The sequence below is a fragment of the Winogradskyella epiphytica genome (assembly GCF_003217215.1).
Taxonomy (GTDB): domain Bacteria; phylum Bacteroidota; class Bacteroidia; order Flavobacteriales; family Flavobacteriaceae; genus Winogradskyella; species Winogradskyella epiphytica.
In genome coordinates, this window is record NZ_QJTD01000003.1 from 30,553 (window position 1) to 46,945 (window position 16,393).

Consider the following 16,393-nt stretch of genomic DNA (forward strand, 5'->3'; position numbering starts at 1 on the left):
TTTTCCAATTATGAAAAATTTAAAATTAGTAATAATGGCGTTGTTCGTAACGTTAAGTTTTTCTTCGTGTAGTAACGATGACGATGGAGGTGATTCTACATCTATTGTTCTAACCGAAAATGAAACACCCGTCACAATTCAAACTTATGTAACCACACATTTTCCATCACGTATTATAGATTTAGCTACACAAACAACAACTAATGGAGTAGTCACCTATGAGATTTTATTATCGGGAAATACTAATTTAGTTTTTAGTGATAGCTACGATGTTTTAGAGATTAGTAGTATGGATCAATTGCCTAATTCTGTAATCCCTCAGTCTATATTAGACTATGTTGCTGAGCATTATCCGGATAATTATATTACTGAATGGGAACTAGAAGATGATTACCAAGAAGTAGAATTGGATAATGATTTAGAATTAGAGTTTACTTTAGATGGCGTATTTATCAGAGTAGATCATGATGATGACGATGATGAAATTTTAGCTATTGCAGATATTCCATCAGCTATTACGGAATATATATCAACACATTTTTCCTCTAGCACAATTATTGGAGCTTGGATGGATAATGATGATGACGAAACGACTTATGAGATTAACTTAGATGGAGATATTGAATTAGAATTTAATAGTCAATTTGAAATTATTAGTATAGAAAGTGATTCTCAATTGCCAGATTCTGTAATTCCACAAACAATTTTAGATTATGTGGCGGAATATTATCCAGATAACTATATCACGGAATGGGAGCTTGAAGATAACTATCAAGAAGTTGAATTAGATAACGATATAGAATTAGAATTTACATTAGATGGTGAGTTTATTAGGGTAGATTCCGATGATGATGAGGATGATGACGATGTTTTAGCCCTAGATGAAATTCCTTCAGCTATTACGGATTATATTTCAACTCATTTTCCTTCAAATTCGGTAATTGCGGCTTGGCTTGATAATGAGGATGACGGTGTGGAGTACGAAATAAAATTAAGTGGAGATATTGATTTAAAATTTGATAGTCAATTTCAGGTGCTTAAAATAGAAAGCGACACGCAGCTGCCAGATTCAGTGATTCCTGAAGCAATTTTAGCTTATGTGTCAGAAAATTATCCAAGTAATTATATTACAGAATGGGAATTAGATTCTAATGAGCAAAAAGTAGAATTGGATAATGATATCGAATTAACGTTTACTCTGGATGGTGTATTTGTTAGTGTAGATAACGATTAAATAAATTTTTATTAAATAATTAAAAGTCATGACATCTTAAAATACTTGTCATGACTTTTTTTTGTTAATTATTTTTCAAATTTTTGATAGATTTCTTTTCTCTAAGAATGAAATGTTATCTTCGCTTCATAAAAAAAGTAGATGAGTGTAATTCTAGTTTTAGCTGGTTTGGCGTTGTTGGTAGTTGGCGGTGATTTTTTAGTAAGAGCCTCAGTTGGCCTATCTTTTAAACTGAAATTATCGAAACTAGTCATTGGAATGACGGTTGTTTCTTTTGCGACATCAGCACCTGAATTGCTAGTGAGTTTACATGCTGCTTTAGACGGAGTTTCTGATATAGCTCTAGGTAATGTGATTGGCTCCAATGTCGCTAATATTGGATTGGTTTTAGGGATCACCGCGATAATATCACCGCTAGGTGTGGATAAGGACTTTTATAAGCTGAATTGGCCTATGATGATGATCCTGTCATTCGCATTATATTACTTTTTAAAAAATGACAATGTACTAACAGCACTGGAAGGTGGAATCATGTTGGCGGCATTAATTATTTTCTTAGTTATTCTGATTAGAAGTTCTAGAAAATCAAATAAAGCAAATTTAGAGGACGTAGATGATTCACTTGCTGTGGTTTCAAACTTTAAAATAGCTGTGTGGCTATTAATAGGTGCGGCCGGATTGTATTTTGGATCAGATTGGCTAGTGCAAGGAGCTAAGCAACTAGCTTTAGCTATAGGTATTAGTGATTACGCTATTTCTGTAACAGTTATTGCAATAGGTACTAGTGTGCCGGAATTAGCAGCCTCTGTAATCGCAGCACTGAAAAAGGAAAAAGCTTTGTCTTTAGGAAACCTTATTGGTTCTAACATTTTTAATATTGCCGCTGTTCTTGGTTTAACGTCAATTATTAAGCCTATAGTGGTGAATCCAGCTACACCAGAAATATTATCTACAAATATCTTTTGGATGATTGGTTTCGCTGCGATTTTAATACCAATGATTATAATACCAAAACGTTTTGAAATTGGTAGATTAAAAGGAATGATTCTTTTCGGTGCTTACTTACTCTTCATATTTATAGCTTTAAAGTAGACCATTACATTTACGTATTTATAGCTTCGGAATCGATAGAATCGATTTATATAAATCTACCATGCAATTTCAAAAACCCTTTAGGTTTTATGAGTCTTTTAAGTCATTAATCTCTCAAAATAGGAGGGTCGCTTAAATTAATTTTGTGACCGAATTATACTTGCAGTAAATACAACATCAGATTAAACTTCTATTAAATTCTCTTAAAGCTTCTATTTTATATTTCCCGATTTGAATAGCTTATTGACTTTAAAATAGCTTTAGTTAGTAATCAATTAATCCAAAATAATCATATTTAAATTATAAATTTTAAAAATGAGCTAAGGTTGTAATTTATTTTTAGCATGGTATTTTGTAGGGTGTATATTGTGAAAATGTAATTTTATGATGTGTTGACCCTATTTTTTTACAGGGTTACGTCGGGGTTTTTAATTTTTTTGTACTTTTGACCCAAAATACATACGATATGGCACAACTTAGATTTCATGCAATTAAAACATCTTTAAAAAGAAAACCTTTAAAGATTAAAGAAGGGAAACGTCGTTCCGAAATATTTGGAGCTAATGTTTTTAACGAAGCAGCTATGCGACAATATCTAACTAAGACGGCTTTTAAAAGTGTCTTAGAGGCGATCGAAAAGGGAACCAAAATAGATCGTCATGTGGCTGATCATATTTCTACAGGTATGAAAGAATGGGCTATTTCAAAAGGAGCAACTCATTATACACACTGGTTTCAGCCTTTAACAGGAGCAACAGCAGAAAAGCATGATGCTTTCTTCGAAACTATAGGAGATGGATTAGCTATTGAGAAATTTGGAGGAGACCAATTAGTGCAACAAGAACCTGATGCTTCAAGTTTTCCAAATGGAGGTATTAGAAATACTTTTGAGGCAAGAGGATATACAGCTTGGGATCCAACATCTCCAGCATTTATATATGATAAAACTTTGTGTATTCCTACGGTGTTTGTAGCCTATACAGGTGAAGCTTTAGATTTTAAAACGCCGCTTTTAAGAGCATTGCAGGCTGTAGATACGGCTTCAGTTGCTGTATGTAAGTATTTTGATAAAAACGTAAAAAGAGTAACGGCTTCTTTAGGTTGGGAGCAAGAGTATTTTTTAATAGATAGTGACTTAGCAAGTTCACGACCTGATATTTCTCTTACAGGAAGAACCCTTTTAGGGCATACAGCTGCAAAAGGTCAGCAATTAGACGATCATTATTTCGGAACGATACCAGCTAGAGCTATGGCGTACATGCGTGATCTTGAGCACCACTGTATGTTATTAGGTATTCCTGCAAAAACAAGACATAATGAAGTCGCTCCAAATCAGTTTGAATTAGCGCCAATTTTTGAGGAAGCTAATTTAGCAGTGGATCACAATTCTTTGCTGATGGACATTATGCAGAAAATTGGAAAGCGCCATAATTTTACAGTGCTCATGCATGAAAAACCTTTTAAAGGGGTTAATGGGTCTGGTAAGCATAACAACTGGAGTTTAAGCACAGATACTGGTGTTAATTTATTAGCACCAGGAAAAACGCCAATGAGTAACCTTCAATTTTTGACGTTTTTTATTAATACTATAAAAGCGGTTCAAGATCATGAAGAATTATTGAGAGCTGCTATAGCTTCTGCAAGTAATGACCATCGTTTAGGGGCTAATGAAGCGCCGCCAGCAATTATGTCTGTATTTATTGGTGATCAATTAACTAAAGTGTTAGAGGAGCTTGAATCGGTAACTAATGGAAAATTATCTCCAGAAGAAAAAACAGATTTAAAACTTAATGTCGTTGGAAAAATTCCAGAAATATTAAGAGATAATACAGATAGAAATAGAACTTCGTCTTTTGCCTTTACAGGTAATAAATTCGAGTTTAGAGCTGTTGGTTCAACCGCGAACTGTGCTAAACCAATGACAGTATTAAATACGATTGTTGCCAACCAATTAATGGAATTTAAAAAGGAGGTAGATGCTTTAATTAAAAGTAAGACTATGAAGAAGGATGATGCTATCTTTAATGTCTTAAGAGAGTATATTAAGAAGTCTAAAAACATACTTTTCGAGGGCAACGGTTATAGTGAAGAATGGGAAGTTGAAGCTAAAAAACGTGGATTAAGTAATAATAAGACCACTCCTGAAGCACTTAAAGTGAAGATGACTAAAGCTAATATCGAACTTTTTGAAAAGTTAGGTGTTATGAATAAGGTTGAATCAGAATCTCGATACGAAATTGAAATGGAAGAATATATTCTACATATTCAAATTGAAAGTCGAGTTTTAGGTGATATTGCTAGAAACCATATAGTGCCAGTTGCAGTGAGATATCAAAATATATTGATTGATAATGTTACCGGTTTAAAGAGTATTTATGGCGATCGATTTAAAGATTTTGCTAAAGAGCAATTAGCCTTAATAGAGCAAATTTCTGGTCATATTGAAGCGATCAATTCCTCTGTTACCGATATGATTGAAGCCCGTAAACAGTTTAATAAAGAAACTGACATAGAAAAGAAGGCCGATGGTTATTGTAACAAAGTGAAACCTCTTTTTGAAGATATCAGATATCATTGTGATAAATTAGAATTGATGGTTGACGATGAAATATGGCCAATGACGAAGTATAGAGAGCTTTTATTTACAAAATAATAAATTTATACTACTTTTTATTTTAGAAACTAGAGTAGTTTTATTGATGAAACTACGTATAAATACGTATATGAAACGACACTGATTTTTAAATCCGTGTCGTTTGTCGATAGCAACAAACGGATTGTCGAAAAGGTAGATGAATACTGATAAATATCATGTTTACAAAGGGTTAATTTCCTATATTTGAAGTGCTATTAATCAATATTTGTAAAAATGAAAAAGTTACTACTAAGTGTAGCTATTCTCATTGGAGCAACTCTAATTCTGTCACAGGATAATTCTGACAACTTGGACAAAGTAATGAATGAAGATGTTGCAATTGTTCAATCGAGGCTACCGTAAAATCTTAATGAAATAAGATCGTAAATTAGGTATTTTTTTACCATTAAAATAAAGGATAAAATCGAAATTCGGTTTTGTCCTTTTTTTTTTTGTAAAATTTTATTTGAGTTTCACTTTATAAAATATTTTCTATATTGCTCATCTTTATTTTATTATAGCATACCGCCCACAAATTGAATCATATGAATTTTAATTTAAAATTTGCTGTATTGTGTTTTGTTCTAAATTTAATGGCATTAACTACAGCATTTGCTCAAAAACAGACAGACAAAAGTGAAAAACAAATTAACAACCGATTTGCTTTTTTAGATTCTAGAGGATTGCATGCTATAGATTTAGCTGTTGGAAGTGCTACTTTAATAGATAGCGACTATTCAAATTCTGAATTAGACCTCTCTTTTAGATTAGGTTATAAATATCATATCACTAGTCATTTAAATATAAATCTAACTTATAATAAATATAATGTGGTTATTAAAGATTTATATAATGAGGGCTATATGTCTTTCGATGTAAATTTAGAATACCTCATTACACCCTTCAATAAATTTTCCCCATATATTTTTGTAGGCGGTGGGTATAATGCTTCTAACTACTATAATACTACTGCAACTAAGGCGCAAGCTGGGCTTGGTATTGAGTACATGGTCGCATACCAAGTGGGTTTAAAGTTGTTCGGTGAATATAATTATATGTTTACGGATGAACTTGATGGACTTATACAAGGAAGTTCAGATGATAGTCTTTTAAGAATTGGACTTGGCCTCAATATTTACTTTGGTGGTCAAAAGAAAAAGGAAGCCATTCGTAAAAAAATGAAAACAGTCATTAATTCCAACCTAATCTATCCATAAAATTAAACGCAATTCTTACTTTTGCAATTCCAATACTAATAAACAACGCCATGAGTAATTCAGTTAGTAAGAGATATGCACAAAGAGGAGTTTCAGCTTCTAAGGAGGATGTCCATAATGCAATAAAAAATATAGACAAAGGATTATTTCCTAAAGCATTTTGTAAAATAGTTCCAGACTATTTAACGAATGATGATGACTACTGCTTAATTATGCATGCTGATGGTGCAGGGACTAAATCGGCATTAGCTTATATGTATTGGAAAGAAACTGGAGATCTTTCAGTTTGGAAAGGCATCGCACAGGATGCATTAATCATGAATATTGATGATTTGCTATGTGTGGGTGCTACATATAATATTATGCTGTCTTCTACAATAGGGCGTAATAAAAATTTAATTCCAGGTGAAGTTATTTCAGCCATCATTAATGGAACTGAAGAATTAATCGAAGACCTTAAATCTTTTGGTGTTACTATTCATTCAACAGGAGGCGAAACAGCAGATGTTGGTGACTTAGTCAGAACTATCATTGTAGATTCTACAGTAACAGCACGTATGAAGCGTTCCGACGTAATAGATAATGCTAATATCTCTGAAGGTGATGTTATTGTCGGATTAGAATCTTTTGGACAAGCTTCTTATGAAACTGAATATAATGGTGGAATGGGAAGTAATGGATTAACATCGGCTAGACATGATGTGTTTTCTAAATACTTAGCTGAAAAATATCCTGAAAGCTACGATGCAGCAGTTCCGGAAGACTTAGTGTATTCGGGACAAACCAAATTGACAGACGCCGTAGAAAACTCTCCAATTGATGCTGGGAAGTTAGTGTTATCACCAACACGTACATACGCACCAATCATAAAAGCGATACTAAATAAGTTTGATAGCGATACTATTCACGGTATGATTCATTGCAGTGGTGGAGCTCAAACAAAAATTCTACATTTTATTGATAATCTTCATATTATTAAAGATAATATGTTCGCTGTTCCACCGTTATTTAAACTCATTCAAGAGCAGTCTAAAACAGATTGGAAGGAAATGTACCAAGTATTTAACTGTGGTCATAGAATGGAGTTATATGTAAAACCAGAAGTTGCAGAGGCAGTAATAGAGATTTCTAAATCCTTTAATGTAGATGCGAAAATTATTGGTAGAGTGGAGGCTTCAGATAAGAAGGAGCTTACCATAGTTAGTGAATACGGCAGATTTACGTATTAATATTTGTAAAATGAAGAATTATTCTTGGTTTATTTTTAGCATATTTTTAGTATGCTCAAGTATTGCATTTGCACAACCTGACTCTTTATATTTTCAAAAGAAAAAAAAGGAACCCCTAGAATTAGGCTGGGTTACCAAAAAAGAAGTTGGTTTGTTTTTAAACCAAGTTTCTTTTACCAATTGGAATGCTGGTGGTACCAATTCAATATCAGGGCTTATATCAGGTAAAGCTTCTGCTCGTTACAAGCAAGAGAAATGGTTTTGGAATTCAAATTTTAACCTACGATACGGTTTAAACAAGCAGGAAGATAAGGATATTAGAAAAACAGACGATGTTATTGAAGTAATATCGAATTTCGGTTTAGAAAAAGATCCTACAAGTAACTGGTTCTATTCAGCACGATTTAGTTTTAATACCCAATTTGCCAATGGATACAACTATCCCAACAGAGATGACGCCATTTCTAAATTCTTAGCGCCTGGTTATATGTTTTTCGGTTTAGGTATGGAATACGGTCGACATATTGAACGCATGTCTATTTACGCTTCTCCTTTCACCTTTAAAACCACCTTTGTTTTAGATACAGAGTTGGCAAACCGTGGGTCTTTTGGTGTGGCCCCGGCCATTTACGATTTGGAAGGAAATATGTTGCGAGAAGGTAGAAAAATTAGGCAAGAATTAGGGATTCTTTTTACTAATGAATACGAAGAGCAACTTTTTGAAAATATAAAAGTGAATAGTCTGCTACGCTTGTATACGGACTATATCAATGATTTTGGTAACATTGATATAGAATGGGAACTTCATTTAGATATGAAAGTCAATAAGTACGTAAAAGCAACTTTGGGTTCGCATCTTAGATATGACGATGATATAAAAACGGAGTCTAAAAAGAATGAAGTGACTAATGAAGAAATCACAATTGTAGGTCCAAAACTACAATGGAAGCAAATTCTAGGTATTGGTGTTGTTGTAGATTTAGATAATATTATCAAGTCAAACGGAGCTTCTTAGGTCCTTTACAGCACTCCGTTCAAACCTTTCACAACCAAAACTTCATCCTAGGGCTAGAAGAGGATTCAGCTACAGGAAAATATTTTGATAAAATACCGAATAGACTATTTTATTAAAATCCATAATTTATCGTATTTTTGAACCTCAATTTTTGAAGATAGATGTTAGAGAAAATACAGATTATAAAACAACGATTTGATGAGGTGAACGACCTTATCATTCAGCCAGATATTATATCAGATCAGCAGCGTTATACCAAGCTGATGAAAGAATACAAAGACCTGAAGCTAATTGTAGACAAAGGCGAAGAGTACAAAGAAGCATTAGACAATAAGTCTGAAGCAGAAGAAATCTTAGCTGATGGTTCTGATGCCGAAATGGTGGAGATGGCTAAAATGCAACTCGATGAGGCTAAGGAGTCTATTGAAAAGCTAGAAGGAGAGATTCGCTTTATGCTTATTCCAAAAGATCCAGATGATGCTAAAAACGTAGTTGTTGAAATTCGTGCCGGAACGGGTGGCGATGAAGCGAGTATTTTTGCTGGAGATTTATATCGAATGTATTCTAAATACTGTAGCGATAAAGGCTGGAAAGTTGATGTGGTAAGTACTAGTGAAGGCACTTCAGGTGGATTCAAAGAAATTATTTTCGAAGTTTCTGGTGAAGATGTTTACGGTACTTTAAAGTTCGAAGCTGGCGTGCACCGTGTACAACGTGTACCACAGACAGAAACGCAAGGGCGTGTACATACAAGTGCCGCAACAGTTATGGTTTTACCAGAAGCAGAGGAGTTTGACGTAGAATTAGATATGACCGAAGTGCGTATCGAGCGTACAACATCTACAGGTCCTGGTGGTCAGTCGGTAAACACGACGTACTCGGCAATTAAACTACATCACGAACCTACAGGTATGATTGTTAGTTGTCAAGATCAAAAATCATCACATAAAAACTTAGAAAAAGCGTTAAAAGTATTACGTTCTCGTTTATATGAAATTGAGTTGGCTAAGAAACAAGCGGCCGATTCAGCAAAACGTAAAAGTATGGTGAGTTCTGGTGATAGAAGTGCCAAGATTAGAACTTATAACTATTCGCAAGGACGTGTAACGGATCATAGAATTGGGTTAACACTTTACGATCTATCGAATATTATCGATGGTGATATTCAAAAAATAATTGACGAATTAATGTTAGCTGAAAACACGGAGTTGTTGAAGGCTAATGATGATGTGATTTAAATTGAAGCCTCTTTTTTGAGGCTTTTTTTATACTATGACTACAGACCAACTAATCACGCAAATCCGCAAAAAACAATCCTTCCTCTGTATAGGTTTGGATGTAGATTTAAATAAAATTCCAAAGCATTTATTAAAAGAAGAGGATCCTATTTTCGCTTTTAATAAAGCTATTATTGATGCTACACATCATCTTTGTGTAGCCTATAAACCTAATACAGCATTTTACGAAGCTTATGGAATCAAAGGCTGGCAAGCACTAGAGAAAACAATCAATTATCTCAATGATAATCATCCTGAAATTTATACCATTGCCGATGCAAAACGTGGTGATATAGGGAATACAAGCACCATGTATGCTAAAGCTTTTTTTGAAGATTTAGGCTTTGATAGTGTCACTGTTGCACCTTATATGGGAAAAGATTCAGTGGAACCTTTTTTAGCATTTAAAGATAAACACACCATTCTATTAGCATTAACCTCAAATCAAGGTGCATTCGATTTTCAAACGAAAACGGTTGATGGTGTCCAACTGTATAAACAAGTTTTGGAAACCTCTAAATCTTGGGTGAATGCTGAAAACCTTATGTATGTTGTCGGTGCCACCAAAGCGGAGTTTCTAGCGGATATTAGAAAAATTATTCCAAATAGCTTTTTGTTAGTGCCTGGCGTTGGGGCACAAGGAGGCAATCTTCAAGAGGTTTGTAAATACGGAATGAATGATTCAGTAGGATTATTAATTAATTCTTCTCGCGGAATTATATATGCTTCCCAAGAAGAGAATTTTGCACAAGCTGCTGCCGATAAATCTGAAGAATTACAACAGCAAATGGCTGCTGTTTTAGCGATATAGTTTTACTTAAAAATACATCAGAAGTCAGATTCTGCGTTAGAAAATGAAATTAACAGCATTCTCGGCATAGTCAAAGCATTTAAGTTGAAATTTAATCATGATCTATAAAGACCAACTCCATAGAGAATTACATCTAAAATCAACACCAAGACGAATAGTGTCATTGGTACCTTCTCAAACGGAATTATTAGTCGATTTAGGGCTCGAAGCATATATTGTTGGGGTTACTAAGTTCTGTGTGCACCCAAAGCACCTTAGAATGTCTAAAGCCGTAGTTGGAGGAACCAAGCAAATCAATATAGATAAGATTAAAGCACTGAGGCCTGAGATTATATTTTGTAATAAGGAAGAAAACACCAAGGAGATGATTGAGCAGCTAGAATCCATAGCTCCAACTCATATTAGTGATATTTATAATCTCAAAGATTGTTATGATCTTATAAATAGGTATGGTGAACTGTTTAATATTGAAACTAAAGCTTCTGCATTAATAGCTGATATTGAATTAGGGCGAGAAACATTTAAAATTCAGCATACATCTAATTTGAAAGTGGCTTATTTTATTTGGAAAAAACCTTGGATGGTGGCCGCGTCTGATAACTTTATCGACGTGATGATAGAGGAGGCTGGTTTTCAAAATGTGTTTAAAGCTGAAAAGCGATACCCTGAAATAGAGTTGGATCATCCGAAATTAAAAGAAGCGGATTGTATCTTTCTGTCTAGCGAACCTTTCCCATTTAAAGAAGAACATATTTCAGAATTAAAAGAGCAGTTTCCTGATAAGATATTTCGAATCGTAGATGGTGAAATGTTCTCGTGGTATGGTAGCAGGTTGTTAAAATCGTACCGTTATTTCGAGACGCTTCATAACTAAACACAAAAAAGTCGATACAAATTTATACCGACTTCTAACTAACTGTTCAATCCTAAACTAAGATACTAACTAACTCAATCTTTGTGGTACAAAGATGATAACTTATGTTAATTTGAATCTTACCAGAGTGTTACTAAAGGGTCAAATAAACTTTAACAAAAGGGCTTTGTGTTTATTGCGCCTGAACATCTGAACTTCTTACTACAAATTCTAATTTGTTAAGTTTATTTAAAATTTTTGTGGCTTTATATTCTGAAAAATCACTTAAAGCATGGTCGGTCTGTCTTAGATTGTACGCATCCTCAATGAGTTGCGTGTATTTTTTTCTAAGCCTTTTTCTTTTATTGAGAAGTTTGTTTATGTGTGCCACGTCCTGAAAGTTTAAAATTACCCACAGAAAGTTAGTGATTTATATTTTAAAAAGTCTAAAAAAAATCTAAAAAATAAAAATCTAATCTTGAAGCGCGAACACCCTTTTTAGTAAATCAGTACTTCTTGATGAGATCTTAGTTCTAATTTCTTTCTCTTCAACAGCAATCATCGTATAAACACCTTTTAAGGCTTCACCAGTAACATAGTCCGTTAAATCAGGATTCACATTTGTAGTTAAAGGAATATTATTATATCTCGTGATAAGATTTGTCCAAATTTGGTCAGCGCCAACCTTGCTAAATGAATTATCAATAACGGGCTTAAACTTTGCGTAAAGCTCAGCTTGTGTTTTAGAGGTTAAATATAAAGTTGCGGCATCGTCTTCGCCTAAAAGAATATTCTTAGCATCGTTAAATGTAATTTCTTTGACCGCATTCACAAAAATAGGAGTGGCTTCTTTTACAGCATCTTCAGCGGCTCTGTTAAGCGCCTTTAATCCTTCGTCAGCTAAACTACTTAATCCAATTTTACGTAAAGCGTTATCTACCTTTTGTAATTCTTCAGGTAACATAATTTTTACCAATTCATTCTTGTAAAAACCATCTTCTTGAGTCAGTTTGGTCACTTGCTTATCAATTCCAAAATCCAAAGCTTGTCTTAAACCCGAAGCTATATCAGCATTGCTAAGAACACCTCCTGATTGAGGTAATGAATCAACAACTTGTTGTAATTCAGCACAAGCTGTTAAATTAAATAGTATAAGTAAAGCGAAAATTCTTTTAATCATAATTCGATGTTTTTAATTTGAGCAAATATAATTTAATAAAAGTAATAGCTATTCAAAAGTTATGCCGTTTATATTATTGAAATCATACAATTCATTTTGAGCGAAATACATAAAAATCCAATCTCCAGTAATGGCAATTATAGACTTAGCAACAATCATAATTAGCGCGAGTTTTTCGTCTTTTCTACAAGTTTATATATTTAGAGATTCATACTTTAAGTTTTTGAATATTCCTTAAATTTGCTCCTCAAATAAGTTAGATTTTTACGAATGGAACAAGTTAAGCCTTATAAGCCAAAATATAAAGTACGTATAGTAACTGCAGCATCTCTTTTTGATGGACATGATGCTGCGATTAATATTATGCGTCGTATTATTCAATCAACAGGAGTAGAAGTGATTCATTTAGGTCACGATAGAAGTGTTGAAGAAGTTGTGAATACTGCGATTCAAGAAGATGCCAATGCTATTGCCTTAACCTCTTACCAAGGTGGACATAATGAGTATTTTAAATATATGTACGATTTGCTGAATGAAAAAGGAGCAGGACATATCAAAATATTCGGAGGTGGAGGAGGAGTGATTCTTCCTGAAGAAATTAAGGAATTAATGGATTATGGGATAACCAGAATCTATTCTCCTGATGACGGAAGAGCACTTGGGTTACAAGGAATGATAAATGACTTGGTTCAACAATCAGATTATGCTATTGGTGATCAACTTGATGTTGATGTAAATGAGCTTGCTAAGAAAAATCCAAAGGCTATCGCAAGAGTGATTTCTTCGGCTGAAAACTTCCCTGAAGTGGCTAAAGATGCTTTGGATACCATTCATGAAAAAAATAAATCTTCAAAAACGCCAGTTCTTGGAATTACAGGAACAGGTGGTGCTGGTAAATCATCCTTAGTAGATGAATTAGTGAGACGATTTTTAATCGATTTTCCAGAAAAAACTGTTGGTTTAATTTCTGTAGATCCTTCAAAACGAAAAACAGGTGGTGCACTTTTAGGTGACCGTATTCGTATGAATGCTATCAACTCACCGAGAGTTTATATGCGTAGTTTGGCAACGCGTCAATCTAACTTAGCATTATCTAAATATGTTAATGAAGCGATTGAAGTTTTAAAAGCGGCAGAATACGATTTAATTATTCTTGAAACTTCAGGAATTGGACAATCAGATACGGAAATTATTGAGCATTCAGATACGTCACTTTATGTGATGACTCCTGAATTTGGAGCTGCTACACAATTGGAGAAAATCGATATGCTTGATTTTGCCGATTTAGTGGCGATCAACAAGTTTGATAAACGTGGCGCTTTAGATGCTTTAAGAGATGTGAAAAAGCAATACATGCGAAATCATAACTTATGGCATGAAGACCCAGATACAATGCCAGTTTTTGGAACTATCGCCTCGCAATTTAACGATCCAGGAATGAATACGCTTTACAAAGCTATCATGGATAAAATTGTGGAAAGAACAGATACTGATTTAAAATCGACCTTTGAAATTTCAAAGGAAATGAGTGAGAAGATCTTTGTTATTCCACCTTCAAGAACACGATATTTGTCGGAAATCGCAGAGAGTAACAGAGCTTATGATAAAAAGGCGAATGAGCAAGTTGAAGTGGCGCAGAAATTATATGGAATCTTTAAAACCATATGTTCGGTTGCTGCCGTTTCAGGCGAATCTGAAAATTCACTTTTAAATAAATTCGGAGTCGATCAAGAAGAAATTCTAAGTTCGGTGAAGGAAGATAAACAAGATTTTATCAAACTTCTTATTGCTGAGTTCGACCGTGTAAAATTAGACTTAGATCCTTATAATTGGGAAGTTATTACAGGTTGGGATGAAAAAGTAAATCGATATAAAGACCCAATTTATTCGTTCAAAGTAAGAGATAAAGAGATTAAAATTGAAACACATACCAAATCCTTATCGCAAACCGATATTCCTAAAGTAGCACTTCCAAAGTACCAAGCTTGGGGAGATATTTTAAGATGGTGTTTGCAAGAAAACGTACCAGGAGAATTCCCTTATACTTCAGGATTATATCCTTTTAAAAGAACAGGTGAAGATCCAGCGCGTATGTTTGCCGGAGAAGGTGGTCCAGAACGTACAAACAAGCGTTTCCACTATGTGAGTATGGGATTACCAGCAAAACGTCTATCAACAGCTTTTGATAGTGTAACGCTTTATGGAAATGATCCAGATTTACGTCCAGATATTTATGGGAAAATCGGAAACGCAGGGGTTTCTATTTGCTGTTTAGATGATGCTAAGAAATTGTATTCTGGTTTCAACTTAGCTGATGTGATGACTTCGGTCAGTATGACGATTAATGGTCCTGCGCCAATGTTATTAGGTTTCTTTATGAATGCCGCTATCGATCAGCAATGTGAGATTTATATTAAAGAAAACGGTCTTGAAAAAGAAGTTGAAAAGAAAATAGCTGCTATTTATAAAGGTAAAGAACGTCCAAAATACAACGGACAATTACCAGAAGGAAATGATGGTTTAGGTTTAATGTTGTTAGGTGTTACTGGAGATCAAGTATTACCTGCTGATGTTTATGAAGATATTAAAACTAAAACAATTGCTCAGGTTAGAGGAACCGTTCAAGCTGATATTTTAAAAGAAGATCAAGCGCAAAACACCTGTATTTTCTCTACGGAATTTGCCTTGCGATTAATGGGAGACGTACAGGAGTATTTCATTGAAAACAATGTTCGTAACTTCTATTCAGTTTCTATTTCAGGTTACCATATTGCAGAAGCTGGTGCGAATCCAATTACTCAATTGGCATTAACACTATCTAACGGATTTACTTATGTAGAATATTACTTAAGTAGAGGAATGGATATCAATAAATTCGGACCGAATTTATCATTCTTCTTTTCAAATGGTATCGATCCTGAATATGCTGTTATTGGTCGTGTGGCTCGTAAGATATGGGCAAAAGCTCTAAAGCATAAATACGGCGCAAATGCAAGAGCGCAAATGTTGAAATATCATATTCAAACGTCTGGTCGTAGTTTACATGCACAGGAGATTGATTTTAATGATATCAGAACAACGCTTCAGGCTTTATATGCCATCTATGATAACTGTAATTCTTTACATACAAATGCCTATGATGAAGCGATTACAACGCCAACTGAAGAGTCTGTTCGTAGAGCAATGGCGATTCAGTTAATCATCAATAAAGAATTAGGTTTAGCTAAAAATGAAAACCCAATTCAAGGGTCTTTCATTATTGAAGAATTAACCGATTTGGTCGAAGAAGCTGTTTTATTAGAATTTGATAGAATTACTGAAAGAGGTGGCGTTCTTGGTGCTATGGAAACTATGTACCAACGCTCTAAAATTCAAGAAGAGAGTTTGTATTATGAAACTTTAAAGCATAATGGTGAATTCCCAATTATTGGTGTAAATACATTCCTAAGTAGTAAGGGGTCGCCAACGGTTCAACCTGCGGAAGTCATCAGAGCTACTGAAGAAGAAAAACAATATCAGATTAAGACTTTAGAGAATTTACATAAAGATAATGATACCGAAGACTTGTTGAAAGACTTACAAAACAGAGCTATTAATAATGAAAATATTTTTGAAGCTTTAATGGAAGTTTGTAAAGTGTGTTCATTAGGTCAGATTACTTCTGCTTTATTCGAAGTAGGAGGACAGTATCGTCGAAATATGTAAGCAGAGAACCACTTTTCGACCTTCTCGAAATGTGTGTGAATCGCTTATGCTGAGCGTAGACAAAGTTTATTATCAATGCAGTTTAGATAAAAAAGAGCCTTTCTATACGGAAAGGCTTTTTTAATAATATTGAAATATTTTGCAT

The 16,393-nt window shown here is 34.1% G+C and carries 13 protein-coding genes; 11 read left to right on the forward strand and 2 right to left on the reverse strand.

Going from position 1 to position 16,393, the window contains the following annotated elements; all coding sequences use genetic code 11:
• Positions 1-10: 10 nt before the first annotated feature.
• The 10 genes from DFQ11_RS09095 to DFQ11_RS09135 all read left to right on the forward strand — a co-directional run bounded on the left by DFQ11_RS09095 (position 11) and on the right by DFQ11_RS09135 (position 11,384).
• Positions 11-1,234, forward strand: coding sequence for a PepSY-like domain-containing protein (locus DFQ11_RS09095; RefSeq protein ID WP_110475573.1), 1,224 nt, complete (start codon positions 11-13; stop codon positions 1,232-1,234).
• Positions 1,235-1,375: 141 nt separating this feature from the next.
• On the forward strand, positions 1,376-2,326 hold the full coding sequence (locus DFQ11_RS09100) for a calcium/sodium antiporter (protein WP_110475574.1): 951 nt from the start codon (positions 1,376-1,378) through the stop codon (positions 2,324-2,326).
• A gap of 466 nt (positions 2,327-2,792) precedes the next feature.
• Positions 2,793-4,979: a glutamine synthetase III family protein gene (locus DFQ11_RS09105; RefSeq protein ID WP_110475575.1), complete on the forward strand. Its 2,187-nt coding sequence runs from the start codon at positions 2,793-2,795 to the stop codon at positions 4,977-4,979.
• Positions 4,980-5,195: 216 nt separating this feature from the next.
• Positions 5,196-5,324 (forward strand): hypothetical protein, encoded by a 129-nt coding sequence (locus DFQ11_RS15380; protein WP_262508283.1) that lies wholly within the window; start codon positions 5,196-5,198, stop codon positions 5,322-5,324.
• Positions 5,325-5,506: 182 nt separating this feature from the next.
• Complete coding sequence (locus DFQ11_RS09110) at positions 5,507-6,178, forward strand: porin family protein (RefSeq protein ID WP_229791270.1); 672 nt, start codon at positions 5,507-5,509, stop codon at positions 6,176-6,178.
• A gap of 50 nt (positions 6,179-6,228) precedes the next feature.
• A complete protein-coding gene (locus DFQ11_RS09115) occupies positions 6,229-7,407 on the forward strand; it encodes an AIR synthase related protein (protein ID WP_110475577.1) in 1,179 nt (392 codons plus the stop codon).
• 10 nt (positions 7,408-7,417) lie between these two features.
• Positions 7,418-8,422, forward strand: a complete 1,005-nt coding sequence (locus DFQ11_RS09120) for a DUF3078 domain-containing protein (protein WP_110475578.1) — start codon at positions 7,418-7,420, stop codon at positions 8,420-8,422.
• 161 nt (positions 8,423-8,583) lie between these two features.
• Complete coding sequence (gene prfA / locus DFQ11_RS09125) at positions 8,584-9,660, forward strand: peptide chain release factor 1 (RefSeq protein ID WP_110475579.1); 1,077 nt, start codon at positions 8,584-8,586, stop codon at positions 9,658-9,660.
• Positions 9,661-9,694: 34 nt separating this feature from the next.
• Positions 9,695-10,510: an orotidine-5'-phosphate decarboxylase gene (gene pyrF, locus DFQ11_RS09130; RefSeq protein ID WP_110475580.1), complete on the forward strand. Its 816-nt coding sequence runs from the start codon at positions 9,695-9,697 to the stop codon at positions 10,508-10,510.
• A gap of 97 nt (positions 10,511-10,607) precedes the next feature.
• Positions 10,608-11,384, forward strand: a complete 777-nt coding sequence (locus tag DFQ11_RS09135; RefSeq protein WP_110475581.1) for an ABC transporter substrate-binding protein — start codon at positions 10,608-10,610, stop codon at positions 11,382-11,384.
• A 172-nt stretch (positions 11,385-11,556) separates the two neighbouring features.
• Here DFQ11_RS09135 and DFQ11_RS09140 read toward each other — a convergent pair whose 3' ends face one another.
• The gene (locus DFQ11_RS09140; protein ID WP_110475582.1) at positions 11,557-11,754 is read right to left on the reverse strand and encodes a Lacal_2735 family protein; all 198 of its coding nucleotides are present in this window, start codon (positions 11,752-11,754) and stop codon (positions 11,557-11,559) included.
• An 81-nt stretch (positions 11,755-11,835) separates the two neighbouring features.
• Positions 11,836-12,543: a DUF4197 domain-containing protein gene (locus DFQ11_RS09145; RefSeq protein ID WP_110475583.1), complete on the reverse strand. Its 708-nt coding sequence runs from the start codon at positions 12,541-12,543 to the stop codon at positions 11,836-11,838.
• Between the two features lie 270 nt (positions 12,544-12,813).
• On the opposite strand from DFQ11_RS09145, the gene DFQ11_RS09150 reads away from it, so the two are divergent.
• On the forward strand, positions 12,814-16,248 hold the full coding sequence (locus DFQ11_RS09150) for a methylmalonyl-CoA mutase family protein (protein ID WP_110475584.1): 3,435 nt from the start codon (positions 12,814-12,816) through the stop codon (positions 16,246-16,248).
• The last annotated feature ends 145 nt before the right edge of the window (positions 16,249-16,393 follow it).

Excerpts from the sequence above, each read along its gene's own strand:
- DFQ11_RS09095 (WP_110475573.1), top strand. The coding sequence starts at position 11 with ATGAAAAATTTAAAATTAGTAATAATGGCGTTGTTCGTAACGTTAAGT.
- DFQ11_RS09100 (WP_110475574.1), top strand. The coding sequence starts at position 1,376 with ATGAGTGTAATTCTAGTTTTAGCTGGTTTGGCGTTGTTGGTAGTTGGC.
- DFQ11_RS09105 (WP_110475575.1), top strand. The coding sequence starts at position 2,793 with ATGGCACAACTTAGATTTCATGCAATTAAAACATCTTTAAAAAGAAAA.
- DFQ11_RS15380 (WP_262508283.1), top strand. The coding sequence starts at position 5,196 with ATGAAAAAGTTACTACTAAGTGTAGCTATTCTCATTGGAGCAACTCTA.
- DFQ11_RS09110 (WP_229791270.1), top strand. The coding sequence starts at position 5,507 with ATGAATTTTAATTTAAAATTTGCTGTATTGTGTTTTGTTCTAAATTTA.
- DFQ11_RS09115 (WP_110475577.1), top strand. The coding sequence starts at position 6,229 with ATGAGTAATTCAGTTAGTAAGAGATATGCACAAAGAGGAGTTTCAGCT.
- DFQ11_RS09120 (WP_110475578.1), top strand. The coding sequence starts at position 7,418 with ATGAAGAATTATTCTTGGTTTATTTTTAGCATATTTTTAGTATGCTCA.
- prfA (WP_110475579.1), top strand. The coding sequence starts at position 8,584 with ATGTTAGAGAAAATACAGATTATAAAACAACGATTTGATGAGGTGAAC.
- pyrF (WP_110475580.1), top strand. The coding sequence starts at position 9,695 with ATGACTACAGACCAACTAATCACGCAAATCCGCAAAAAACAATCCTTC.
- DFQ11_RS09135 (WP_110475581.1), top strand. The coding sequence starts at position 10,608 with ATGATCTATAAAGACCAACTCCATAGAGAATTACATCTAAAATCAACA.
- DFQ11_RS09145 (WP_110475583.1), bottom strand. The coding sequence starts at position 12,543 with ATGATTAAAAGAATTTTCGCTTTACTTATACTATTTAATTTAACAGCT.
- DFQ11_RS09150 (WP_110475584.1), top strand. The coding sequence starts at position 12,814 with ATGGAACAAGTTAAGCCTTATAAGCCAAAATATAAAGTACGTATAGTA.